22 protein-coding genes and 1 riboswitch are annotated in these 25249 nt (G+C 65.4%); of the genes, 6 read left to right on the forward strand and 16 right to left on the reverse strand.

Going from position 1 to position 25249, the window contains the following annotated elements; all coding sequences use genetic code 11:
- Positions 1–12: 12 nt before the first annotated feature.
- The 10 genes from gcvPB to BSY18_RS08355 form a co-directional block, all read right to left on the reverse strand.
- A complete protein-coding gene (gcvPB, locus tag BSY18_RS08310) occupies positions 13–1593 on the reverse strand; it encodes an aminomethyl-transferring glycine dehydrogenase subunit GcvPB (RefSeq protein ID WP_069050280.1) in 1581 nt (526 codons plus the stop codon).
- Entirely contained in the window at positions 1590–2948 is a 1359-nt protein-coding gene (gene gcvPA, locus BSY18_RS08315) for an aminomethyl-transferring glycine dehydrogenase subunit GcvPA (RefSeq protein ID WP_069050281.1), read from the reverse strand. The genes gcvPB and gcvPA overlap by 4 nt, the downstream gene beginning before the upstream one ends.
- A 58-nt stretch (positions 2949–3006) precedes the next feature.
- Positions 3007–3378, reverse strand: a complete 372-nt coding sequence (gene gcvH / locus BSY18_RS08320) for a glycine cleavage system protein GcvH (protein WP_069050282.1) — start codon at positions 3376–3378, stop codon at positions 3007–3009.
- Between the two features lie 27 nt (positions 3379–3405).
- Positions 3406–4542 carry a glycine cleavage system aminomethyltransferase GcvT gene (gene gcvT / locus BSY18_RS08325; protein WP_117353580.1) on the reverse strand — a complete coding sequence of 379 codons (1137 nt, stop codon included), beginning with the start codon at positions 4540–4542 and terminating at the stop codon, positions 3406–3408.
- 175 nt (positions 4543–4717) lie between these two features.
- Positions 4718–4810, reverse strand: a riboswitch (glycine riboswitch).
- An 88-nt stretch (positions 4811–4898) separates the two neighbouring features.
- The gene (locus BSY18_RS08330) at positions 4899–6068 is read right to left on the reverse strand and encodes a deoxyguanosinetriphosphate triphosphohydrolase (RefSeq protein WP_069050283.1); all 1170 of its coding nucleotides are present in this window, start codon (positions 6066–6068) and stop codon (positions 4899–4901) included.
- A gap of 84 nt (positions 6069–6152) precedes the next feature.
- Positions 6153–6848 (reverse strand): aspartate/glutamate racemase family protein, encoded by a 696-nt coding sequence (locus BSY18_RS08335; protein ID WP_069050284.1) that lies wholly within the window; start codon positions 6846–6848, stop codon positions 6153–6155.
- Positions 6849–6853: 5 nt separating this feature from the next.
- A complete protein-coding gene (locus BSY18_RS08340; protein ID WP_236823485.1) occupies positions 6854–8398 on the reverse strand; it encodes an NAD(P)(+) transhydrogenase (Re/Si-specific) subunit beta in 1545 nt (514 codons plus the stop codon).
- Entirely contained in the window at positions 8398–8682 is a 285-nt protein-coding gene (locus BSY18_RS08345) for an NAD(P) transhydrogenase subunit alpha (protein WP_026091457.1), read from the reverse strand. The genes BSY18_RS08340 and BSY18_RS08345 overlap by 1 nt, the downstream gene beginning before the upstream one ends.
- A gap of 91 nt (positions 8683–8773) precedes the next feature.
- Positions 8774–9904, reverse strand: a complete 1131-nt coding sequence (locus BSY18_RS08350) for an NAD(P) transhydrogenase subunit alpha (protein ID WP_069050285.1) — start codon at positions 9902–9904, stop codon at positions 8774–8776.
- A 12-nt stretch (positions 9905–9916) separates the two neighbouring features.
- Positions 9917–10051, reverse strand: a complete 135-nt coding sequence (locus BSY18_RS08355) for an aa3-type cytochrome c oxidase subunit IV (RefSeq protein WP_054134796.1) — start codon at positions 10049–10051, stop codon at positions 9917–9919.
- 156 nt (positions 10052–10207) lie between these two features.
- Here BSY18_RS08355 and BSY18_RS08360 point away from each other — a divergent pair, with 156 nt between their 5' ends.
- The 5 genes from BSY18_RS08360 to BSY18_RS08380 all read left to right on the forward strand — a co-directional run bounded on the left by BSY18_RS08360 (position 10208) and on the right by BSY18_RS08380 (position 15611).
- On the forward strand, positions 10208–11647 hold the full coding sequence (locus tag BSY18_RS08360; protein WP_236823486.1) for a sigma-54-dependent transcriptional regulator: 1440 nt from the start codon (positions 10208–10210) through the stop codon (positions 11645–11647).
- 64 nt (positions 11648–11711) lie between these two features.
- Positions 11712–13499 (forward strand): DNA helicase RecQ, encoded by a 1788-nt coding sequence (gene recQ / locus BSY18_RS08365; RefSeq protein WP_069050286.1) that lies wholly within the window; start codon positions 11712–11714, stop codon positions 13497–13499.
- 74 nt (positions 13500–13573) lie between these two features.
- On the forward strand, positions 13574–14056 hold the full coding sequence (locus BSY18_RS08370; RefSeq protein WP_069050287.1) for a DUF1330 domain-containing protein: 483 nt from the start codon (positions 13574–13576) through the stop codon (positions 14054–14056).
- Positions 14057–14088: 32 nt separating this feature from the next.
- The gene (locus BSY18_RS08375) at positions 14089–14673 is read left to right on the forward strand and encodes a TetR/AcrR family transcriptional regulator (protein WP_236823487.1); all 585 of its coding nucleotides are present in this window, start codon (positions 14089–14091) and stop codon (positions 14671–14673) included.
- A 5-nt stretch (positions 14674–14678) separates the two neighbouring features.
- The gene (locus BSY18_RS08380) at positions 14679–15611 is read left to right on the forward strand and encodes an SUMF1/EgtB/PvdO family nonheme iron enzyme (protein ID WP_083231377.1); all 933 of its coding nucleotides are present in this window, start codon (positions 14679–14681) and stop codon (positions 15609–15611) included.
- Here the strand turns inward: BSY18_RS08380 and BSY18_RS08385 are convergent.
- The 5 genes from BSY18_RS08385 to BSY18_RS08405 all read right to left on the reverse strand — a co-directional run bounded on the left by BSY18_RS08385 (position 15568) and on the right by BSY18_RS08405 (position 23343).
- A complete protein-coding gene (locus tag BSY18_RS08385) occupies positions 15568–15990 on the reverse strand; it encodes a hypothetical protein (RefSeq protein WP_069050288.1) in 423 nt (140 codons plus the stop codon). The genes BSY18_RS08380 and BSY18_RS08385 overlap by 44 nt on opposite strands.
- On the reverse strand, positions 15990–17651 hold the full coding sequence (locus BSY18_RS08390; protein WP_171900192.1) for a sulfatase: 1662 nt from the start codon (positions 17649–17651) through the stop codon (positions 15990–15992). The genes BSY18_RS08385 and BSY18_RS08390 overlap by 1 nt, the downstream gene beginning before the upstream one ends.
- Positions 17648–18676, reverse strand: coding sequence for a glutathione S-transferase C-terminal domain-containing protein (locus tag BSY18_RS08395; protein ID WP_069050289.1), 1029 nt, complete (start codon positions 18674–18676; stop codon positions 17648–17650). Before BSY18_RS08395 ends, BSY18_RS08390 begins: the two co-directional genes overlap by 4 nt.
- A gap of 54 nt (positions 18677–18730) precedes the next feature.
- Positions 18731–20524, reverse strand: a complete 1794-nt coding sequence (locus BSY18_RS08400) for an arylsulfatase (RefSeq protein ID WP_150126239.1) — start codon at positions 20522–20524, stop codon at positions 18731–18733.
- Positions 20525–20688: 164 nt separating this feature from the next.
- Complete coding sequence (locus BSY18_RS08405) at positions 20689–23343, reverse strand: EAL domain-containing protein (protein ID WP_236823488.1); 2655 nt, start codon at positions 23341–23343, stop codon at positions 20689–20691.
- Positions 23344–23491: 148 nt separating this feature from the next.
- On the opposite strand from BSY18_RS08405, the gene BSY18_RS08410 reads away from it, so the two are divergent.
- Entirely contained in the window at positions 23492–24352 is an 861-nt protein-coding gene (locus BSY18_RS08410) for an oxygenase MpaB family protein (protein WP_069050291.1), read from the forward strand.
- Positions 24353–24357: 5 nt separating this feature from the next.
- Here the strand turns inward: BSY18_RS08410 and BSY18_RS08415 are convergent, their stop codons facing one another.
- Positions 24358–25230: an S-methyl-5'-thioadenosine phosphorylase gene (locus BSY18_RS08415; RefSeq protein ID WP_069050292.1), complete on the reverse strand. Its 873-nt coding sequence runs from the start codon at positions 25228–25230 to the stop codon at positions 24358–24360.
- Positions 25231–25249 lie beyond the last annotated feature (19 nt).

Below are 25249 nucleotides of genomic sequence, written 5' to 3' on the forward strand. Positions count from 1 at the left end.
GCCTCCCCTCTCCTATTCTGCAGCTTCGGCCTGCGCGGTGGCGGGCTCGGTCCACACCAGCACCGGCTTGCGCGCGGCCAGCGTCTCGTCGAGACGGCGGCGCGGAGCGAAATGCGGCGCGCTGTGCAGCGACTGATCGCCTGCCTTGGCGCGCAATGCCACCGAGCGGAATGCGCCGATGAACTGGTCGAGCGCGGCCTTGCTCTCGGTTTCGGTGGGTTCGACCAGCATCGCGCCATGCACCACCAGCGGGAAATAGACCGTCATCGGGTGGAAGCCCTCGTCGATCAGCCCCTTGGCGATATCGATGGTCGAAAAGCCCTCGGCCAGCCCCGCATCGGAGAACAAAGCTTCGTGCATGCACGGCCCCGCAGCTCCGAACGGTGCGTCGAGCACGTCCTCGAGCGAGCGCAGTACATAATTGGCGTTGAGCACCGCATCCTCGGCGACCTGCTGCAGGCCGTCCGCGCCGTGGCTCAGGATGTACGACAGCGCGCGGGTGAACATACCCATCTGGCCATGGAAGGCGACCATGCGGCCGAAGCTCGACGCGTGATGGTCCTCGGCGCTTTCTTCCTCGATCAGCGCGAGCCGGCCATCGTCCATCCGCTCGACAAACGGCAAAGGCGCGAACGGCGCGAGCGCTTGCGAAAACACCACCGGACCCGAACCGGGACCGCCACCGCCATGCGGGGTGGAGAAAGTCTTGTGCAGGTTGATGTGCATCGCATCGACGCCGAGATCGCCCGGGCGCACCTTGCCCACGACCGCGTTGAAGTTGGCGCCATCGCAATAGACGAAGCCGCCCGCTGCATGGACCGCATCCGAGATCGTCTTGAGATCGCGCTCGAACAGCCCGCAGGTGTTGGGGTTGGTGATCATCACGCCGGCGACATCGGGGCCCAGACGCGCCAGCAGCGCCTCCAGATTGATGCGGCCATCGGGATTGGCGGGAATGTCCTCGACCTGATAGCCGACGAATGCCGCGGTCGCAGGGTTGGTACCGTGCGCGCTTTCGGGGACCAGGATCACCGAACGCTTGTCGCCGCGCGCCTCGAGCGCCGAGCGGATCGCGAGGATTCCGCACAGTTCGCCATGCGCGCCCGCCTTGGGCGACATCGCGACGCCCGCCATGCCGGTGAGCTTGATCAGCCATTCGCCGAGTTCGTCGATGACCGCGAGAGCGCCCTGCACGGTGTGGATCGGCTGCAGCGGATGGATGTCGGCAAATCCGGGCAGCCGCGCCATCTTTTCGTTCAGCCGCGGATTGTGCTTCATCGTGCACGATCCCAGCGGGAACAGGCCAAGATCGATGGCATAGTTCTGGCGGCTGAGGCGGGTGTAATGCCGCACGGTTTCCTGCTCGGACAGGCCGGGCAGGCCGATCGCGGCCTTGCGCTCGAGCCCGCCGAGGCGCGAAGCGACCTTGGGGGCTTCCATCAGATCGACCCCGGTGCGGGTGGAGTCGCTGATTTCGAAGATCAGCGCCTCTTCCAGCATCAGCGCGCGGTTGCCGGTGCTGGTCGCCTGGGCGGTGCCTGCGTCATCGTCCACCGACTGGCGAGTCGGGCGGCCCTGGTTGTTCATGCTCATGCCAGCACCTCCTGCAAAGCGGCCGCGAAGGCCTCGATATCCTCATGCGTCGCCGTCTCTGTCACCGCGACGATCAGCCCGTTCGAAAGCGCCGCTTCTTCAGGGTAAAGCCGTCCGAGCGAAACCCCGCCGAGGATCTGGCGATCAGCCAATTCGCGCACGATCGCGCGCGCATCCTTGGGAAGAACCAGAGTGAACTCGTTGAAAAAGCTGTCATTAAGGACCGACACGCCGGAAACCCGCGCCAGACGGTCAGCGGCGGTCACCGCCATCGCATGGTTGATCTCGGCGAGCGAGCGCAGCCCCTTTTCGCCCAGCAGGGTCATGTGGATGCTGAACGCCAGTGCGCAAAGCCCCGAGTTGGTGCAGATGTTGCTGGTCGCCTTTTCGCGGCGGATATGCTGCTCGCGGGTCGACAAGGTCAGCACATAGCCGCGTTTGCCCTCGGCATCGACGGTCTCGCCGCAAAGCCGGCCCGGCATCTGGCGGACGTATTTCTGCTTGCAGCCGAACAGGCCCACATAGGGCCCGCCAAACTGCAGCCCGACGCCCAGCGACTGGCCTTCGCCGACCACGATGTCCGCGCCCATCTCGCCCGGGCTGCGCAGCGCGCCCAGCGCCACGGGCTCGGTCACCACCGCGATCAGCAGAGCGCCGGCTCCCTGAGTCGCCTGCGCCAGCGCGGTGAGATCACCCACGCGGCCCAGAATGTCGGGATACTGCACCACGACACAGCTGGTGTTCTTGTCGATCTGCGCGATCAGAGCGTCGATATCGGTGTCTGCGGTCAGCGTCGGCGCGGAGTGCACCAGTGCATCGCCGGTGAAGCGCGCCATCGTCTTGGCGACGCCGACATAATGCGGATGCAGACCCGACGACAGCAGGGCGGTCGCGCGCTTGGTGATCCGCCGCGCCATGCCGATCGCTTCCCAGCACGCGGTCGAGCCGTCGTACATCGAGGCATTGGCAACATCGACGCCCAGCAGCCGTGCGACCTGAGTCTGGAACTCGAACAGCATCTGCAGGGTGCCCTGCGCGATTTCGGGCTGATAGGGCGTGTAGGCAGTGAGGAACTCGCCGCGCTGGATCAGGTGATCGACCGAGGCGGGAACATGGTGGCGATAGGCGCCTGCCCCCATGAAGAACGGCACTTCGCCGGCAACCAGGTTCTGGCCGGCAAGCTTCTTCATGTGGCGCTCGACCGACATTTCGGGCGCGTGCATCGGCAGATCGTGGATCGGCCCGCTCAGCCGCGCTTCCTGTGGAATGTCGATGAACAGGTCGTCGATCGTCGCGGCGCCAACGGTGGCCAGCATCGCCTGACGGTCATGGGAGTTGAGGGGAAGATAGCGCATGGGTGAGTGATGTCCTGTGGCGGAATAGCCCGGGTATAATCAGGGATTGCGTGTCGGATCAGAGGCCTGCGACGTATTTCTTGTACGCGCCCTCATCCATCAGACCTTCAAGTTCGCTGGCATCGCTGAGCTCGAGCTTGAAGAACCAGCCATCGCCTTCGGGATCGGTGTTGACCAAAGCAGGCTCGTCGGCGAGCACGTCATTGCCTTCGACGATGGTGCCCGAGACCGGGCTGTAGACGTCGCTGGCGGCCTTGACCGATTCGACGACCGCGGCTTCATCGCCCTTGTCGAACTGCTTGCCCTCGGTGGGGACGTCGACGAACACCACATCGCCCAGTTGCTGCTGCGCGTAGTCGGTGATGCCGACGGTGGCGATGTCGCCTTCGACTTCGACCCATTCATGTTCTTCGGTAAAATAGCGGCTCATGATCCGGCTCCGTTCGTTCAGGTAAAATCAGGCCGCGGTGGGCCGGTGGTAGCGATGGGGTACAAAGGGCATGGCAGCGACGGTGACCGCGATGCGCTTGCCACGCACCTCGGCTTCCAGCGCGGTGCCGATGGCGGCGTGCGCGGCCGTGACCATGCCCATCGCGATCGGCGCGCCCAGGCTGGGGGCGAAACCGCCCGAGGTCACCTTGCCGACCAGACGATCACCCGCAAACAGCTCGGCGCCCTCGCGCACCGGCTGGCGGCCCTCGACGGCCAGGCCGACGCGCTTGCGCGGTGCACCGCCGGTGAGTTCGCCCAGCACGCGCTCGGCACCGGCAAAGCCGCCTTCGGCGCGGCGACGCTTGCTGATCGCAAAGCCCAGATCGCCTTCGATCGGGCTGGTGTCTTCATCCAGGTCATGGCCGTAGAGCGGCAGGCCCGCCTCGAGCCGCAGCGAATCGCGCGCGCCCAGTCCGATCGGCTTGACGCTGTCGATCGCGCACAACCGGTCGGCCAGTGCCGCGGCATGGTCGCAATCCACGCTGATCTCGAAACCGTCCTCGCCGGTATAGCCCGAGCGGCTGATCCACAGCGACATGTCGTCCAGCGTGAAAGCGCCCGCCTGCATGAAATAGAGCGAGGCCACGTCGGGGATCAGACTGGCCAGTGCTTCGCCCGCCTTGGGCCCCTGCAGCGCGAACAGCGCGCGCTCGTCGAGCAGCGTGATCACCACCTCATCGGGGAAAGTCTCGCGCATATAGGCAAGGTCATCATATTTGCAGGCGCCATTGACCACCAGATAAAGGTCTCGCTCGCGCCGGGTGATCATCAGATCGTCGAGCACGCCGCCATCCTCGCCGAGCAACAGCGAATAGCGCATGCGGTTGACAGGGAGCTTGGCGATCTCGCCGGGGACCACCGTTTCGAGCGCGCCATCGGGATCTTCACCGGTCAGCAGCACCTGGCCCATATGGCTGACATCGAACAATCCGGCGTTCTCGCGCGTCCACAGATGCTCTGCCATGACGCCTTCATACTGCACCGGCATCTGGTAGCCCGCAAACGACACCATCCGGCCACCGCGCGCGCGGTGCCAGGCGTCCAGCGTCAGCAATTTGTCAGGAATGCGCTCGAGCATCTCGGCGATATAGTCGGTGGTCATCTGGCACTCCGGTGGCATGAGGCTGAACGCCACGGCACGGCCCATTGGCCCTGCCCGACATCCAACCCCCTCTGTCACTTGAACCTGAGAGCTTTCATGATGATCCGCATCGCGAACCCCCATTTACCCCTTCGGTGGAGCAGCCCGGCAGGGCCACCCGCTTTCCAGAGCGCCGACTAACGACACGGTCCCGATGACCTGAGAGATTCCGGGGCGGTTGCTCCTTCGGTGGCGGGGCTTGCACCCCGCGCTCTCCCGTGTCGTTTTCAAGGGCTTGCGCCCCATCGACGCCTGAGGGAATGACCAAAGCCGCAAGGGCTGTCAATCAAATTACGCTGCGTTGCAATATCCGCACGTCAGACGTGGCTGAGCCCCTCGGGCGCATGGCCGAAAATCGCGCGGTGGCAGGTCAGCGCGAATCGGTCGGTCATCCCGGCGAGGAAGTCTGCTATGTGGCGGCTCTGCGCGGGCTCGCCTGCGGGAATGCGGGTACGCCAGTCCTCGGGCAGAAGGCCGGGATCACCGCGATAGGCGGCAAACAGCGCGGCGATGACTTCGCGGGCCAGCGCCGCCGCCTCGAGCTGGCGTGGGTGGTGATAGACACGCTCGTACATGAACGCCTTGAGCTGCCGCTCCTGCGCCGCCATGGGTTCGGAAAACCCCGCGATCGTCTGTCCGGCACTGCGGACATCCGCGATCGATGTGATCCCCAGAGCGGCGATTCGCGCCCGGGTCGATGCGATCACGTCATTGACCATCAGGCCGATCTGGTCGCGGACGAACTCTGCCTGCAGCCGGTCGGGGCTGACATCGGCAAAGCGCTGGCGGATCGCGTCCCATTGCGCAGCGGCGAACGGCAGAGCGAGCAGGTCGTCGAACGCCAGAAAGCCCGCGCGCAGGCCGTCATCAATGTCGTGGTTGTCATAGGCGATGTCGTCGGCGACCGCCGCCACCTGCGCCTCGAGCGAGGCATGACGGCCGAGGTCGAGATCGAACGCGGCGTCGATCTCTGCCAGCGCCCAGGGTGCGCCGCTGACCGGGCCGTTGTGTTTCGCCAGCCCTTCGAGCACCTCCCAGCTGAGGTTCAATCCCTGCCAGCGCGGGTAAGGCGATTCGAGCACGTGCAGCGCGCGCAGCGTGTGGGCGTTGTGATCGAATCCGCCCTGCCCCGCCATCGCTTCCTGCAGCGCATCCTCGCCGGCATGCCCGAACGGCGGGTGGCCGATATCGTGCGCCAGGCACAGGGCCTCGGTCAGATCCTCGTCGAGCCCCAATGCGCGCGCGATCGTCCGCCCGATCTGCGCCACCTCGAGGCTGTGGGTCAGCCGGACACGGTAATGGTCGCCATCGGGTGCGACGAACACCTGCGTCTTGTGGCGAAGGCGGCGAAAGCTGATCGAGTGGATGATGCGGTCGCGGTCGCGCTGGAATGCGCTGCGCGGGCCCCGGGTTGGCGCACCGCCTTCGGCATATTGCCGTCCGCGCGTGGCATCGGGATCGCAGGCATAAGGAGCGCGGGGGTGCATTGGCTAGGTACCGTTTTCAAAATATGGCGGGTGCCGGACAAAGGCCGGAAAACGGACCCTCCATCGGCCAAAGCCGCGTGCCGATCAACCCTCGCCCATGATCCAGTCGACCGCGGCATGCGCGTGAATCTCGGTGCCGTCATAGATCGGCAGCACATTGGCCTTGGTGTCGATGATCATCTCGAGCTCGGTGCAGCCCAGCACCACCGCCTCGACATCTTCCTTGGCGATGTTGGTGAGGAAGGTCTTCATCGTGCGCTCGGATTCGCGCACCACCCGGCCTTCCATCAGCTCGTCATAGATGATCCGGTCGATCTCCTCGACGCGGTCCATCTTGGGCGCGAGCAGGCTGATGCCGTGACGAATCAGCCGCTGGCGATAGAAGCTTTCGAGCATCACGTTGCGCGTCCCGATCAGCGCGGCACGCTTGATGCCATCGGCCTGCATCTTCTCGCCGACGCAATCGGCGATGTGGATGATCGGCACGCTGACGGCGCCCTGCACCCGGTCGTAGACCTTGTGCATCGAATTGGCGCAGATCAGGATCGCGGTGGCGTCCGCCTGTTCGAGCGAGCGCGCCGCTGCGGTGAGCTTTTCGGCGGCATGATCCCAGCCCTCGGGCGTGGTCACCTGCGCCAGATCGCAGAAGTTCAGGCTTTCGATCACCATCGGACTGCTGCACAGCGATCCTGCGCGCTTTTGCACTTCCTTGTTGATCAGCCGGTAATAGGTTTCGGTTGAAACCCAGCTCATCCCGCCGATCAGGCCGATCTTCCGCATCCGGCTCAGTGCCCCAGGTTCTTGCAGATATCCTCGACCATCTTCTTGGCGTCGGCGAGCAGCATCATCGTCTGGTCCATGTAGAACACGTCGTTGTCGACCCCCGCATAGCCCACGCCGCCCATCGAACGCTTGATGAAGAACACGGTCTTGGCCTTGTCGACATCGAACACCGGCATGCCATAGATCGGTGAGGATTTGTCGGTCTTTGCCGCAGGATTGACCACGTCGTTGGCGCCGATAATGAACGCGACATCGGTCTGCGCGAACTCGCTGTTGATGTCCTCGAGCTCGAACACCTCGTCATAGGGCACGTTGGCTTCGGCGAGCAGCACGTTCATGTGGCCGGGCATGCGGCCTGCAACCGGGTGGATCGCATATTTGACGCTGACGCCTTCCTTCTTGAGCAGGTCGCCCATCTCGCGCAGTGCGTGCTGCGCCTGCGCCACCGCCATGCCGTAGCCGGGCACGATGATCACGCTTTCGGCCTGCTTCATCATGTACGCCGCATCTTCGGCGCTGCCGCGCTTCCAGGGGCGATCGATCTTGGGCGCGCCATCGCCGCCGCCGCCGGATTCGGCACCGAAACCGCCCGCGATAACCGAGATGAAGCTGCGGTTCATCGCCTTGCACATGATGTAGGACAGGATCGCACCCGACGAGCCGACAAGCGCGCCGGTGATGATCATCGCGGTGTTCGACAGGGTGAAGCCCATCGCCGCTGCCGCCCAGCCCGAATAGCTGTTGAGCATCGACACGACGACCGGCATGTCCGCACCGCCGATGGGGATGATCAGCAGGAAGCCGATGATGAACGCGAGCACGGTGATCGCGAGGAAAAGCCAGCCTTCGCCGGGACCGCCTTCGGGCGACACGGTGTAGACTGCGATCATGCCGAGGATTGCGGCGAGCACGCCCAGGTTGATGACATGACGCCCCGGCAGCATGATCGGCGAACCCGACATGTTGCCGTTCAGCTTGAGGAACGCGATGACCGATCCCGAGAAGGTGATCGCACCGATCGCAACGCCAAGGCCCATTTCGACGCGGCTGACCGCGAGGATCTGGCCTGTTGCATCGAGAATGCCGAACGCTTCGGGGTTGAGCCACGCGGCCAGCGCCACCAGCACTGCGGCCAGGCCGACCAGCGAGTGGAATGCGGCCACCAGCTGGGGCATGTCGGTCATCTTGATCTTGCGCGCGATGACGAAGCCCGCAACGCCGCCGATTGCGATCGCGGCGATGATCTCGACGATGTTGGCGATGTCATGCGTGATCAGCGTGGTGATCACCGCGATGCCCATGCCGATCATGCCGAAACGGTTGCCGTCGCGGCTGGTTTCGGGGCTGGAAAGCCCGCGCAGCGCGAGAATGAAGAACACGCCGGCGACCAGATAGGCCAGCGACACCCAAGGGCTCACCGGGGCGGCATCGCCTCCCGAGGCAAACGCGGGAACCGAGGTCAGCGCGCTGCACGCAGCAGCGGCGAACGCCAGCGGACGTTGGCGGATCGAACGGCGATTGAAATTCATTGCTGCCCCCAGAGCCATCACTTGCGCTCCTTCTTCTTGTACATCGCAAGCATGCGCTCGGTGACGGCAAAGCCGCCGAAGATATTGACCGATGCGAACACCACCGCCAGCAGCCCCAGATACTTGGCGACAGCCGATCCGGCCTCGGCGCTGGCAATCAGCGCGCCGACGATGATCACCGACGAAATCGCATTGGTCACCGCCATCAGCGGCGTGTGCAGTGCGGGGGTCACCGACCAGACAACGTAATAACCCACGAAGCAGGCCATCACGAAGATCGAGAGGATTGAGATGAAGTCCATCTTCACATTCTCCATTCACCCCGCTTGATCGGTTCTACGATCCGTCGGGAATGTGCCGGCGATCGCCGGTCTAAACATCGATTGCTGGCGATCAGCTCGCGAGCAGCCTCTCACTGACTACCTTGCCGCCCATCGTCACGCGGACGCCCTGGACGATCTCGTCATCGTCGGGGAACACGGGCGCCTTGGCTTCCTTGTCCCAGAAGGCCGAGAAGAAGTTGAACAGGTTGCGCGAAAACAGCGCCGAGGCATCGGTCGCAAGCCGCGAGGGCACGTTGCGGTGGCCGACGATCTTGACGCCGTGCTTGACGACGACCTCGCCCGCCACGGCGCCTTCGACATTGCCGCCCTGCTCGACCGCAAGGTCGACCAGGACGCTGCCGGGCTTCATGCTGGCGATCTGCGCGTCGGAAACCAGCCGCGGCGCGGCGCGGCCCGGGATCAGCGCGGTGGTGATCACGATATCCTGCTTGGCGATGTGCGACGAGACCAATTCGGCCTGCGCCGCCTTGTATTCGTCCGACATCTCGGTGGCATAGCCGCCTGCGCCTTCGCCCTCAATGCCGGCGACGTTTTCGACGAAGATCGCCTTGGCGCCCAGCGACTGGATCTGTTCCTTGGTTGCCGAGCGGACGTCGGTGGCCGACACCTGCGCGCCCAGACGGCGTGCGGTGGCGATCGCCTGGAGCCCGGCAACGCCGACACCCATCACGAAGACCTTGGCAGCCGACACCGTGCCTGCGGCGGTCATCATCATCGGGAACGCCTTGCCGTATTCGGAGGCGCCATCGAGCACCGCCTTGTATCCGGCAAGGTTCGACTGCGACGACAGGATATCCATCGACTGCGCACGGGTGATGCGCGGCATGAACTCGAGCGCGAGCGCCTGAAAGCCCGCGGCGGCATAGGCATCGATGCGCGCCCGCTCGCCGAACGGGTTCAGCGACGCTGCGATCATCGCGCCCGGCTTGGCGCCGGCCAGGCTGGCGGGATCGGGCCCCTGGATGCCGAAGATGATATCGGCACCCGCGAGCACCTCTGCGCGCGAGGCGACGGTGGCACCGGCAGCGGCAAAATCGGCATCGGATACCGACGCGAACTCGCCCGCCCCGGCCTCGACCGCCAATTCCGCGCCCAGCGCGATGAATTTCTTCACCGTTTCCGGGCTCGCCGAAACGCGCCGTTCACCCGATGCCTGCTCCTTGAGGACCGCGATTTTCATGCAGGTCGCCGGTCAGCTGGCGATGAGAACGACGACGAACGCTGTCACCAGCGCCGCGATGATCGTGCCGGTCTTCATCCAGCCCATGAACCCTTCATAGGTCTGGCGGGCGGTTTCGATGTTGTTGCTGGACATGTCGTTGGCCATGGTCAGAGCCTTCCCCATTACAAATGTTGCCGAAATTAAACTCGGTTCGCCTTAACCGAATGCCGGGTGCGGCTCAATCCCGCAAGCGTCAATTCGCTAGTGTGCTCCCAAGCATAGCTTTAATCGGGTTTTTACCACATGCGACTAGACGAACCCATGATGGCAAAAGAACGAACCGACGCAGATCAGCAAATCCGCCGTGTGATGCTGATCGATAACGAACCGGCGCAATGCCGGCTGGTCGCCGCGCTGGCGGCCAAGGCTGGCTGGCGCACGGTTTTCGCGCATGATTCGGAAACCGCGATCGCGATGCTGGGCACGCAGGAAGGGATGATGCTCGATGCCATCATCCTCGATCAGTGGGTGCCGGGCGACGAGGCCGCCGAACTGATCGCCGAGCTCAAATCGCGCCGCCCTGCCCTGCCGATCCTGATGCTCACCGCCAGCACCTCGCCGCTGCTCGCGGTCGAGGCGATGCGGGCAGGTGCCACCGATTACCTGATCAAGCCGATCGCACCCGATCGGCTGGTCGCCGCGCTCAACGCCGCCGTGCGCAAGGACGACGCCGACGAGCTGCGCCCGCTGACCGAGAAGATCGCAGCGCCGCTCGATTTCGACGAGATGATCGGATCGTCGCCGCGCTTCCGCGCCGCGCTCGCCATCGCCGCGAAATCGGCGCGCACCCATTCGCCGGTGCTGATCGAGGGCGAAAGCGGAACGGGCAAGGAAATGATCGCGCGCGCCATCCATGCCTCAAGCCCGCGCGCCAAGCTGGCGCTGCGGCTGGTCACCTGCGCGGGTGCGTCGAGCGGCCAGCTCGAATCGCAGCTGTTCGGGCATGAACGCGGTGCGTTCCCCGGCGCGTTCGACCGGCATGTCGGCGTGATCCAGCGGGTCGAGGGCGGCACGCTTTTTATCGACGAGATCGATCAGGTTCCGCTCGAATCGCAGGCCAAGCTTGCCGATGCCATTCGCGAGGGTGAAATCCGCCCGCTTGGCGCGCGGCACAGCCAGCGCTGCGACGTGCGCTTCATCTGCGCCAGCAACTCGCCGCTCAAGCCGATGGTCGAGGCAGGCACCTTCCGCGAAGACCTGTATTACGCGATCGCCCCGGTGCAGATCACCATCCCCGCGCTGCGCGACCGTTCGAGCGACATTCCTTCGCTGGTTCGCCATTTCCTCAACCGCATCGCGGAGCAGCCCGGCATGCGGGGGCTCGGCATCACCGACGAGGCGCTGTCGCTGCTGTCGAGCTTCGACTGGCCGGGCAATGTCCGCCAGCTCCAGAATGCGCTGTTCCGCGCCGCGATCTTCTGCGACGGCGATGCGCTGACCACGGCCGAGTTCCCGCAGCTCACCACCATGCTGGGCGAGGACGAACCGCGGCGCGCGTCGGCCAGCCATGACGGCATCGGGATCCAGCTCTATGCCGAGGACGGCAATCTGCGCCCGCTCGAGGAAATCGAGGCCGATGTCATTCGCCTCGCCATCGGCCATTATCGCGGGCGGATGACCGAAGTCGCGCGCCGGCTGGGGATCGGTCGGTCGACACTGTACCGAAAGCTGACCGAGCTGGGCATCGACAACGCCGCCTGAGCGGCACGCACACTCGCGGCTTTTTCCCTTCCCTGCGCTGCCCGCCATCCATAAGAGCGGGCAGATGACTCAGCCCATCCTCGACGTGTTGCATGACACCTTCGGTTTCTCGGCCTTTCGCGGCGTGCAGGACCAGGTGGTCAGCCGCGTCATGGCTGGGCGCAACACGCTGGCGATCATGCCCACCGGCGCGGGCAAATCGCTGTGCTATCAGCTTCCCGCCGTCGCGCTCGATGGTTGCTGCGTCGTCATATCGCCGCTGATCGCGCTGATGCACGACCAGCTGCGCGCGGCGACCGCGCTCGGCATCCGCGCCGCAAGCCTGACCTCGGTCGATGCCGACTGGCAGGAAACACAGGACCGCTTCCGCGCGGGCGAGCTCGATCTGCTTTATGTCGCTCCCGAACGCGCGAGCTCGGAAGGGTTCCGCAACCTGCTGGGCCGCGCGCCGATATCGATGTTCGCGATCGACGAGGCGCATTGCGTTTCGGAATGGGGGCATGATTTCCGCCCCGATTACCGACTGCTGCGGCCACTGCTCGACAGTTTCCCCGATCGTCCGCGCCTTGCGCTGACCGCGACCGCCGATGCGCACACCCGCGAGGACATCCTCAAGCAGCTGGGTATCGAACGCGACGGGATGATCATCGCGGGATTCGACCGGCCCAACATCCGCTATGCGGTGCACCCGCGCGATGGCCTTACCCGGCAGATCGGCGATCTGGTCTCCGCCAATCCCGGCCCCGGCATCGTCTATGCGCAGACCCGCGCAGGCACCGAGAAGCTTGCCGAGCAGTTGGCCAAACTCCCTGGACCAGGTGGCAAGCGCCAGGTGCGCGCCTATCACGCCGGGATGCCGCCCGAGGTACGCCGCGCCAACCAGGACGCGTTCATCGCCAGCGAAGACATGGTGATGTGCGCGACCGTCGCCTTCGGCATGGGGATCGACAAGCCCGATGTGCGCTTCGTGGTGCACGCGGGGCTGCCCAAGTCGATCGAGGGATATTATCAGGAATCGGGTCGCGCAGGCCGCGATGGCGAACCTGCCGAGGCGCATCTGTTCTGGGGCGCGGACGATTTTGCGCGCGCGCGGATGCGGATCGGCGAGATCGAGCCCGAGCGCCAGGCGGGCGAGCGCGCGCGGATCTCTGCGCTGGGCGCACTGGTCGAGACCGGCAGCTGCCGCCGCGCGATCCTGCTGCGGCACTTCGGCGAGAGCCCGCCCGAGACCTGCGGCAATTGCGACAACTGCCTCAACCCGCCCGCGAGCGTCGATGCGACGCAGACCGCGCGCAAACTGCTTTCCGCAGTCTACCGCACCGGGCAGAGCTTTGGCATCGGCCATCTCGAAGCGGTGCTGCGCGGGCAGACCAACGACAAGGTCACCCAGCGCGGTCACGACCGGCTTTCGGTGTTCGGGATCGTGCAGGACGACGAGGTCGCGCTGATCAAGCCGGTGGCGCGCGCGCTGCTGCTGCGCGATGCGCTCGACACCAACGAACATGGCGGGCTGATGCTCGGCCCCGGCGCGCGCGCGATCCTGCGCGACGAGGTGCAACTGTCGCTGGTGCTGCCGCCCAAGCGCGCCAAGCGCGGCAGGCGCGGGTCGGAAGACAGCCCCAACCCGGTGAGCAATCCGCTGTTCGAGGCGCTGCGAGCGTGTCGCCGCGAGCTGGCGCAGGAGGCCGGCGTGCCGCCCTATGTCATCTTCCACGACAGCACGCTGCGCGAAATGACCGACCGCAGCCCACGCACGCTTGATGCGCTGTCGCGCATTTCGGGCGTCGGCACCCGCAAGCTCGAGGCTTATGGAGAGGCCTTCCTGCAGGTAATCCTCGACCATGGCGGATAATGCACCGATATATTGACACGCATTGTGCCAATATATAGCCTTTCGGGTATCGGACAAACGAGAGGATCCCGCATATGCCCCAGCCCTTCACCGTGTTGAACGAGGTCTTTCCAGGCGATCCAGCGACCATGGCGGGGCTGATGCAGCCGGGGCCCGATGGTCCGATCTTCATGATCAACCTGCTCAAGTTCAAGGACAAGGCGGTGTACGAGGATGGCCGCGAGACCGACCTTACCGGACGCGAGGCCTATATGATCTATGGCCGTGCCGTGGCGCAGCTGCTCCCCACGTTCGGGGGCGTCGCGATGTTCGCCGCAGATGTGACCTTCCTCTCGCTTGGCCAGGTCGGCGAGCTGTGGGACGAGGTCGCGATCGGCGTCTACCCCAAACGTGCCGACATGGTGCGGATGTCGATGTCCGAAGAGTGGCGCGAAATCGCGGTCCACCGCAGCGCCGGGCTTGACGGCCAGCTCAACATCGAGACAGTGCTGTCGGCCGAAGCGATGGCCATGCCCTGGCTGCAGCCTATCCTTGCGCAGATTGGCGCCAAGGGGTGACAGCGACAAGGCTTGCTAGTAAGCCGCTTAACATGGACGCACCCTCCCCAGCCCGCCATCCCGATGGCCGCAAACAGCGCAGTGAACGCAGCCGCCTCGCGATTGTCGATGCCATGCTCGACATCATCATGGGGGGCAAGATGGAGCCCAGCGCCGCAGAGATTGCCGAGCGCGCCGGGGTGAGCGCGCGCACGGTGTTCCGCCATTTCGAGGAAATGGACAGCCTTTACAGCGAGATGACCGAGCGGATGGAGGCGCAGATCATGCCCATCATCCAGCAGCCGTTCACCGGTGAAGGCTGGCGCGCGCAGTTGGGCCAGCTGCTCGAGCGCCGCGCGATGATCTATGAAAAGATCATGCCGCTGAAGATCGCTGCCAGCATCCGCCGGTTCAGCTCGGACTATCTGATGCTCAATTACCAGCGCTTCCTGCATCTGGAGCGCACGGGTCTTGAAAACGTGCTGCCCGATGCGGTGCGCAAGAATGCCATCCAGATGTCGGCGATCGAGATGTGCGCGGGCTTCCAGACCTGGCGCAGGCTGCGGCAGGACCAGAATCTGAGCATCGAGCAGGCGGCCGACGTGGTCAAGCTGACCATCGAAAAATTGCTGGACTGACCCCGATGCGCGGCGCGCTGGCCCTGCTGTGCGCAGCATCGCTGGCGTTTCCAGGGTGCAAGCAGGCGCCTGACGAGACGCCGGACCAGCCGGCCGCAGCCCGGGCCAGGTGCCTCCCCAAGAGCTTTGTCGCGGGCCGCTTCATCCCCCTGCCCGGCGGATCGTTCCTCAAGGGTGCCGACCCGCGTTATCCGGAAGAGGCGCCGTCGATGCAGCTGCGCGTCAGCGGCTTCCAGATCCAGAGCCATGAGGTCACCAACGACCAGTTCGCCGCATTCGTGCAGGCCACCGGCCATGTCACCGATGCGGAGAAGGCCGCCACCAGCGACGATCCCGCTGCCGGGTCCGCGCTGTTCCTGCGCGACGAAGACGGCCGCAACGGGCGCTGGGTGCTGCGCAAGGGCGCAACCTGGCGCGCGCCAGAGGGCAAGGGATCATCGATCACCGGCAAGGGCCGCCACCCGGTGGTGCATGTGACGCTGGCCGATGCGCGCGCCTATGCCACCTGGGCCGGGGGCCGCCTGCCGACCGAGGAAGAATGGGAATATACCGCGAGCACCGGTCTTCCCGACGGCGCCAACCGCTTTTCCGGCGCGGTGGACGATGCCGGTAAGCCGCGCGCCAATCACTGGCAGGGCGTGTTTCCGGTGGTCGACGAGGGCACGGACGGCTTTTCGGGCACGGCGCCTGCGGCCTGCTTCTCAGCGGACCGCAACGGCGTGCACGATCTGATCGGCAACGTCTGGGAGTGGACCGACAGCCCGGTCGACGATGCGCACATGATCATCAAGGGCGGCAGCTGGTTGTGCGCGGCGAATTTCTGCGCGCGCTATCGCCCGGCCGCGCGCCAGCCGCAGGAAAACGACTTTTCCTCCAACCATATCGGCTTTCGCATCATCCGCGATGTCGCAGCGCCAGCGCCAGGAACAGCGCGATGACCGGCGGCGCGACCAACACCGCATAACTTTCCGGCGGATGATGGGTGCCCGGCTTGAGCACCCAGAAATTGAGCGCGTGCAAGGTCCGCTCGAACAGCAAGAGCGCGAGCGCCAGCGGCACCAGCGCGCGATAGCGCAAAGCCACCGCCAGCATCATCAAGCCCCAGACGATCTGCGTCGCGCCTGCCCAGGCGAACAGGCCAATCGTCCGCCCGCCATCGCGCGCCAGGTCCAGCCCCGCGATCATGCCGGCACCGCCATCGGGCGCGAACACATGGATCATCCCCGGCACCACCGCCAGCATGCCGCACAGCGCGAGGAAGAGGGACGATGCCGTGGCAGGCAGGCGCGGCTCGGCGGCAGGCAGCAATCGGGCCATCAATTGGGCCAGTAGATATAGGGATCGCCCTTCTTGAACTTCACGCCCAGAGGCTTGTCGATCGCCACCGGCGCCTCGATGGTGTGCGGGTAGAGCGGCTTGCGCGCGCCTTTCTGGTGGCTGGCGAGCAGCGCCTTGAGTTCGTCCACCTTGGCGCGATTGCTCGCAGCCAGATCGCGCTTTTCGGTGGGGTCGTCCTTCAGGTTGAACAACCAGGTCTTGGCGGGCCTTTCGGTCACCTGCAGCTTCCAGTCGCCCTGGCGCACCACGCGGTAATAGGCGCTCTGCCAGTAGATCGCGTCGTCGGGGCGCTTGCCAACGGGGTTTGCGGGATCGTCGCCGAGCAGATCGACGCCGTCGATGGCCAGCCCAGCCGGGATCGGCGCGCGACCGGCTTTGGCGAAGGTGGGCATCAGATCGATATGCGCCACCGGCGTGTCCACCACCGTCCCCGGCTTGATCCGTCCGGGCCAGCGCACGAACATCGGCACGCGGATGCCGCCCTCGAACAGCGTCAGCTTCCACCCGCGATAAGGGGCGTTGACCTCGGGCAAGCCTATATAGCCCGCGCCGCCATTATCGCTGGAAAAGACGATGATCGTGTTGTCGTCGAGCCCCTGCTGCTTCAGCGACGCCATGATCCGCCCGACGCTGCGATCGAGCGCGCGCACCATCGCGGCATAGACGCGCAAGCGGTGAGGCTTGATATCGCCCACCGCCTCGTAATCCGCCTTGGTCGCCTGCAGCGGGGTGTGGACGTTCCAGTGCGCGAGATACAGGAAGAAAGGGCGGTTGCGGTTCGCCTCGATCACCTTGATCGCCTCGTCGGTCCAGTAATCTGCCAGATAGCCGCCGGGCTTGAACCAGTCGCCGCCATTGTAGCTGGTGGCATATTGCATCCGCGCCCAGAGGAACTTGTCGATCGGGTCGAAGGGCAGCTTGGCGTTGACCGAATTGGGATCATCCTCGGGAAGATGCAGCGCGCTGGCCATCAACAGGCTCTCGTCGAACCCTTGCGCGTTGGCGCTGAACTCGGGCCCATCGCCCAGATGCCATTTGCCGATATGCACGCTGTGATAGCCCGCAGGTTTCAGGATCTCGGCGATCGTGCGCTCGCTGCCGGGCAGGCCCTGGCCATCGAAATCGGGCGCGCCTTCGACCGCTGCCTCCTTGTAGGTCAGCGGCGGCAGACCCGAATCCATCTCCGCCGACAGCGCCGAGACGATGCGCCCCATGCCATCGGGGGTGGGGGTGAACTCGAACCCGGTACGCGTCGGATAACGCCCGGTGAGGATCATCGCGCGCGATGGGGCGCAGCTCGCAGTGCCCGAATAGGCGTTGGAATAGATCGCACCCTCGCCCGCCAGCCGGTCGATATTGGGGGTCGGCACCAGACCGCCTGCGACGCCGCCGCCAAAGGTCGAGATGTCGTTGATGCCGAGGTCATCGGCGAGGATGAAGACGATGTTGGGCGGGCGCTCGCCGGCAGGGAGCGTAGCCACATCGGGGCCCTTCTGCCAGGGAACCGGCCGGTTGGGCGCGACATCGTGCTTGCCGAAGTTCGACGCGGCAAACAGCAGCACGGTGCTCTTGTTGAACCACGCCCAGGTGCCGCCGGCCACCAGCAGCACGAGCAGTGCGATCAGGCCCTTGCGGATCATGCGGCCGGCTCCGTGACAAACATCTCTTCGCATCCGGTCCCCGCAAGCAGCGCGTCTAGCGCTTGCCTTGCATCCTCGGACAGGGCGTCGCGCGCCGCGCGCAGCGTCAGCAGGCACTTGGCCTGATAGGGAAACACCGGCTGGGTCCAGCGCTTGCCGTCGATACTGGTCTCGAAATCGCTTTGCCCGGCAGCGGCGGCCCGGGCGTTGGCGAGCAGGAACGGAACATAGACGCGACCGATCTCGGCAAGCAGCTCGCCCAGATGCGCCCAAAGCGCGCCAGGCTCCAGCCATTGGCCATCGGGCAATCCCGACAGGTCCTCCACCCGGTCGAGCCACGCACGCAGGCGCGGCGAGGATTGCGCCATGATCAGCGCAGGCGTGGGGTCGACAATGCCCAGCTGGGTCAGCTGGCCATAGATCGCGAAGTCCGCCGCCGAGGGGCGCGTTCCCAGCACGAAGCCCTGCCGCTGGACGATACGGTCGAGAATGCCGACCAGCCGCTGATAGCTCGCCTCGATGATCGGCGCGGTGGTTTCATTTGATCCCACGACATACAGCCGGTCGATCTGGCGCCGGGCAAAGCCGTCGGCCATCGGCCGCGCCACCTCATCGGCATAGCGGCTGTCCTGCCAGAAGATCAGCAGCGGCCCGGCATTGGCGGCGTCCTCGGCATAGTGCCAGCGATAGTGGAACATCGCCTTGGTCATCCACTCGTCGGCGAAATCCTCGATCAGCAGGTCGAGAAAACCCAGCAGCTCATCTTCGGGCAGGACCGAGCGCCCCTCATACTCGGCCTCCAGCCGCCGGATGATCGGGGTGGAATCGACCACCGCCTCGCGATCATCGCCCTCGCTGAAATAGACCGTGGGGAGCAGTTTGACCTTGGGCGCGGGATAGCCGGGCATGGGCTGCATATGGCTGCCCCAGATCATGCGGTGCGCGATGCGGCGATAACGCAGCAGCGCCAGCATCTTGCGCGAATAGGGTGATCCCGGAGCCCCGAGCAACTCGACCGTTTGCATCCATTCCTCCGACCTGATTTTATTGGCACAGGCTATGTCAACAGAGGTGCGGGGTCAAGCGGGCCGCGCGCGCCCCCGCCCCCGCACCCACCGCAGCACGCCATACAGCAGCGCCATCAGCACCAGACCCAGTCCGGCGAGCACCCACCAGTAATGCACCGCCATCTTCTTGAGCGTGTTGATCCCGATCTGCTGGGTGGAATCATAGCCTGCAGGCATTTCGAGCACCCCGTTGCGCTTTGCATAAGCGCGGTAATCGGCCATCAGCTCGGCGAACCTGGCGGGCTCAGCCTTGCTGAGATCGCGCGTCTCGCCGGGATCGCTGGCGATATCGAACAGCCGCCACCGGCCATCGCCATAAGGCTTGAGATTGCGCACCAGCTTGTACGCCCCCTTGAACAGCGCTGCGTTGCCCGACACTTCGAACCCCACCGGCACTTCGGCAGGGCGCACCGTATCGCTGTCGCCGCTGAGCAGCGGCACCAGCGATGCACCGTCAAAGGCATCGGCGTTAGCGGTGCCGCCCGCCAGCGCCAGCAGCGTCGGCGCGATGTCGCTCACCGTCGTCATCGCCGCGCTGGGCTTGGCCGGCGCGATGCCGGGCCCGGCAATGATCATCGGCACATGCAGCCCGCCCTCGCTCGCGTAGAACTTGAACATCGCGCCGGGGGATGCGGCGGCATTGGCGAATTCGGGGCCGATAAAGCCATAGGTCCCCTTCTCCCCCCAATTGTCCGCCGACACGCTGTAGCCGTTGGCGCGGGTCCAAAGCTCCATGCTGCGTGCGCCCGCCATCGGGTTGCTGGGCTCCGGGCCATTGTCGGATGTGAACACGAACACGGTATTGTCATACTGGCCGGTGCGCTTGAGGTGCGCGATGAGCCGCCCGACATGATGATCCATCGCCTCGATCATCCCGGCGTTGATCGCCATATGCCGCGCGAACAGCGCCTGCTCTTCCGCGCTCAGGCTGTCCCACTCACGCAGGCCTTCAGGTGGATCGGCGAGCGGCGCGCCCTGCGGAATCAGCCCCATCGCCTGCGCGCGCTGCCAGCGAGCGGTCCGCATCGCGGCCCAGCCCTGGCGATAGGTATCGGCGTATTTCCGGGTGAACTCTGCCGGGGCCTGCACCGGAATGTGCACCGCCTGAAAGCCGATATAGGCGAAGAACGGCTGATCGGCCGGGCCCGTTCCGAGATAGTCGACCATCTGATCGACCAGAAAGCGCGACGAATAGAAGTCCTTGGGCAGGCTCGCGGGCTTGCCGTCCTCGAACCACGGCGCGGTCTTGTAATAGGGCATATAGGACTTCTGTTCCCAGTTGTCCGCGCCCGAGGCATCGAGAATGAACGACCGATCGAAACCGTGATCGCCCGGCAGGTCGCCCGCGCCATGGCCGAGATGCCATTTGCCGGTCATGTAGGTGCGATAGCCCCGCGCCTTCAGCCGCTCGGCGATCGTCGTCACGCCGGGTTCGAAGCGCAGCGAATAGCCGGTCTTGCCGATATGCTCTGCCGGGATCACCTCCTGGATCGTCGAGACGCCGGTGCGGTGATTGTCGAGCCCCGTCAGCAGCATCGCGCGCGAAGGCGAGCACAAGGGCGAGCTGTAATAGCGGGTGAACATCCGCCCGCGCTGCGCCAGCGCATCGATATTTGGCGTGTTCGCCTCGCCGCCGTAAATCCCCAGATCCATCAGCGCGAGATCGTCCGCGAGCAGCACCACGAAGTTGGGCGGCGCTGCAGCGGTCGCGGCGACGGGGGCCGGTGCTGCGCCGGGCAGAGCGGCGCGCGGTGCCGTTGCGGCGAACGCGACCGAGGCCGCACCCAGCCCGGCGATCGCCCACATGGCCATTTTCCGTCGGATGCCCGCCAAGCCTCATCTCCCGTGCCGCTGGTCGAAGATTATTTTGGCATAGGCTATGACACATGATCGGCAAGCGCAAGACCGACGCGACGGATGGAGTTTGCGGGTCGGGACAGGCATGGCGCGCCCGCAGGAGCGCCGCGGGGTCAGGCGCGCAGCAGCTCGGGCAGCCCGGTGGAGATCTGCGGCGGGGACGAACGGCGGAACTTTTCAAGGCTGATCGGCAGTTCGAACTGCAGTCCGGTGCAATCCTCGACCGACCATCGCGCCACCGCGCGGACCTTCAAGTTGACGCCCAACGCCACCTCGAACTCGGTACCGGGCGGCACATCCCAAAGCCCCTCGATCAGCGCGCCACCGGGCGAGATGTTCTTGATGCGCGCGGGGTAGCAATAGCCGTCATGATGGATGCCGATGGTGCGCAGCACCTTGTAGCGCGTTTCGCGGCTGTGCTTGTGGCCGATCGGTTCGACATGGCTGTCGACCCCGGCGAGCCGCTCGTTGGCTTCCTTGAGGCCCAATGGCTTGCCATAGATATAGCCTTGGACATGGCTGCAGCCCAGCGAGCGGATCAGCTCGAGCTCGTCGATGGTTTCCGCGCCCTCGGCGGTGGTTTCCATGTTGAGCGCTTCGGCGAGCGAGACGATCGAGCGGATGATCGCGCTGTTGGCGCTGCCCGATTGCGCCGCTCCGCGCACGAAGCTCTGGTCGATCTTGATCTTGTCGAACGGCGCGGTGCGCAGATAGCCCAACGCCGAATAGCCGGTGCCGAAATCGTCGAGCGCCAGCCGCACGCCGATCGCCTTCAGCCGCTCGAAGATCCGGGCGGCGTCGAGCTTGTCGTCGAGGAACACGCTTTCGGTGATTTCCAGCTCCAACCGCTCGGGTTCGAGCCCGCTTTGCGCAAGCGCATTGAGCACGATCGCCGGGAAGGCGGGATCGGCAAACTGCATCGGCGAGACGTTGACCGCGATGCGCACCTGGCGCGGCCAGGCTGCGGCGTCGGCGCACGCGGTGCGCAGCACCCATTCGCCCAGCTGCATGATCAGGCCCGATTCCTCGGCAATCGGCACGAACACGCCCGGGCTGATCGGGCCACGCACCGGATGCTCCCAGCGCGCCAGCGCCTCGAACCCGCTGATCGTTTCGGTCGCGACGTTGACCACAGGCTGATAGGCGATGCTCATCCCGCCCGCCTCCAGCGCGGCACGCAGCTCGCCTTCCAGCGCGCGGCGTTCATGCGCGACCTTGTGCATGTCCTCGCTGTAGAACTTCCAGATGCCGCGCCCGTTTTCCTTGGCGGAATAGAGCGCAAGGTCGGCGTTGCGGATCAGCGTTTCCGCGCCCGAGACGTGGCGGCCATCGGCAATCGCGATGCCGACCGAGGCGCCTATGACGATCTGGTTGCCCTCTACCATGTAGGGATGGCTCAGGTTCACGATCACCGAACGGGCGATATCCGCCAGCCGCTCTTCGCTGATGATGCCCGGCAGCACCACCTGGAACTCGTCGCCGCCCAGACGGCCGACCTCGCCGCTGTCGCCGATGGTGCGCTTGAGCCGCTCGGACACCTGCTTGAGCAGCGCATCGCCGATAGGGTGGCCCAGCGTATCGTTGACCTGCTTGAAGCGATCGAGATCGAGCAGGAACAGCGAGCACGGATTGGGCTCGCCGCGGTGGCCGACCAGCGCCTTTTCGAACAGTTCCTTGATGTACAACCGGTTGGCAAGGCCGGTCAGGTTGTCATAGCGCGCCAGCTGGGTCACCGCCTCGTGCGAGCGCTTGACCTCGGTCAGGTCGGTGCCGTGGCCGCGGAAGCCCACGAACTGGCCGAACTCGTTGTAGAACGGGCCGCCCGAAAGCGACCAGGCGCGCTCTTCGGCCGACTGGGCGACATGCACCGCCAGATCGTTGAACGCGGTGCGCGCGGAGAAATGGAAGTTGAACGTCCGCTCGCTGCCGCCACCTTCGGCGCCTGGCGAGCAGATCACCGAGCTCAGGGGCTGGCCGATGATCGTGTCCGGATCGGCCTCGATCGCGCTGATCGCCTCGTGGCTGATATAGACGATGCGGCCGTGCCGGTCGGTTTCCCAGAACCAGCCGCGGCCCGATTTCTCGTAATCGGACAGCAGGCAGCGCGCGCGTTCGTTGTTGAGCTTCTGCTGATCGACCTTGGCCTCAGCCTCATGGTCCTCCTTGCTGCGGATCAGCGCGACCAGCAGCATCGCGGGCAGGAACACCATCGCGCCGATCATGAACTGAAGCTCGCCACACGCCGCAAGCACCCCGGCGGCGGTCGACGCGCTGGCCAGGAACATCAGCATCCGGTGCGGTACCAGCACCACCAGAGAGGGCAGCAACGCGCCGAGCAAGGCAATCAGCCCGAACAGCTCTCCAACCGGGCCCAATGTGTGCGAGATGCTGAGCAGCGCAAAGGAATAGGCGGCCGACGACAGGCACACCACCCAGGCAAGCATCCGCGGAAACCGCACCCCGGCAAGCTGGCGCGCGCGCGTGCTGACCGAGGGCAGATAGATCAGGATATCGATGACGATCGACACCAGAATGGCCATCACCAGCGGGAGCGAAACGTCACTGAGTGCGAAACCGCCCGCGACGACGGTGATCGTGAGCGCAAGTGTCCTGACACCAATGACGATCGGCCACAGCGCACAGATGGCGAGCAAAGACACCGCCGAAATCGGGTTGATCCCGCTCAGCCCTTCGACCGCGCCCTGACTGCGACGGTGAATCGTCGGCGCTTCGGCAGTTTCTTGTGGTGACTTCTTCTGTCCGAACATGCCAATCCGCATAGCGCGTGGCGATTAGCAAAGCGTTACCGATGGCCCCGCAACGGGGATAGAACCGTGTAAAATCCGGCGTTCCAGATGCGGCAGCAGGCAGACGGGATCGATTGGCAAATTGCGCCGCAGCCCCCATATTGCCGGCATGCAAACGCTGCGCGACTCCATCGGCACCGAAATCCGCAGAATCTTCGCCGAACCCGGCGGCAAGGTGATCGAGATTTCGCGCACGGACGAAGGTCTGTTCGGGGTGGATTCGGTGTGCTGGCAGGTGCATGGCGATGTGACCGCGATGATGATCGGCGGCATTGCCTCGTTGCTGCTCCAGATGCTCGAGCCGCGCGTGCTCGCCGGGGTCTGGGACCATTCGGTGTTCCGCCAGGATATGCGCGGCAGGTTGCGCCGCACCGCCGCGTTCCTTGCGCGGACGACCTATGGCGACAAGGCGCAGGCGCTGGGCGAAATCGCCCGCATCCGGCGGATCCACGATCACGTTCGCGGCACCCTGCCCGATGGCACGCCCTATGAGGCGAACGACCCGCAGTCCTTGGCCTGGGTGCATGTCACCGAGAGCCTGTGCTTCGTCGAAAGCTTCATCCGCTATTCCAGGCCGCACATGTCGATGCGCGATCGCGACCGGTATTTCGACGAAATGGCCGAGGTTGGCGCGATGCTGGGCGCGGACCCGGTGCCGCGCACCTATCGGGCGGCGCAGCGCTTCATCCGCGATGTGCGCCCGACGCTGCGTTTTGACCAGCGCACCCGCGAGATCGCCGACCTGTTGCTGAACCAGCCACCCGCAAGCCCGCGCCTGGCCCCGTTCCATCACATGACGATGCAGGCCGGGGTCGATCTGCTGCCCGGCTGGGCGCGATCGATGCACGGGCTTTCGATCTCGCTGCCCGCCCGGCTCGCGGTGCGCGGCGGCACCACGGGCATGGCGGCGATCACCCGCTGGGCGCTGGCGCAGGGCAGCACGACACGGAGCGCATCCGCCTCGGCCTGAGCCGGTCAGCGCGCGCGCAGGGCCCGTCCGGCAACCGCATCGAGCTGCGCCAGCACCCTTGGATCGCGCGCATCGGGCGCGGTGATCAGCGCGAAATCGAGACAGGTGTCGATCGGGCTCGCTGCCCGCTGTTGCGGCAGGGACCTGGCCAGTTCAATCACCAGTTGCCGCGCTTTGGCCGAATTGCTGTTCATCTGCGCGATGATAGCCCCCACCTCGACATGCGCCTCGCCCTCGCGCCAGCAATCATAATCGGTGACCATGCCGACCAGCGCGTAAGGCAGCTCGGCCTCGCGCGCCAATTTCGCCTCGGGCATCGCGGTCATGCCGATGACGTCGCAACCCCAGGCGCGGTACATATGGCTTTCGGCGCGGCTGGAAAACTGTGGGCCCTCCATCGCCAGATAGGTGCCGCCCTCGCTGACCGGCGCCCCTGCAGCGCGCGCTGCGGCGGCGGCAAGCCCCGACAGCCGCGGGCAGACCGGTTCCGCCATCGACACATGCGCAACCATGCCGGTGCCGAAGAAGCTCTTGGTGCGGTTGACGGTGCGGTCGATGAACTGGTCGACGATCACGAAGCTCCCCGGTGGCAGCTCCTCGCGCAGCGACCCGATCGCCGAAATCGCGAGGATATCGGTGCAGCCGGCGCGCTTGAGCACATCCACATTGGCGCGCGCGTTGACATCGGTCGGGCTGATCCGGTGGCCCCTGCCGTGGCGCGGCAGGAACACGAAGCGGTGGCCATGCAGGCTGCCGATCACCACCTCGTCCGATGCCTCGCCGAACGGGCTGTCGATACGGATGGACTGCGCGTCCTCCAGCCCATCGATCGCATACAGGCCCGATCCGCCGATCACGCCAATCGTCCACTCGCTCATCGGCCCTGGCCCCTTGTCT

Origin of the sequence: Blastomonas sp. RAC04, from assembly GCF_001713435.1 — a bacterium.
Classification (GTDB): domain Bacteria; phylum Pseudomonadota; class Alphaproteobacteria; order Sphingomonadales; family Sphingomonadaceae; genus Blastomonas; species Blastomonas fulva.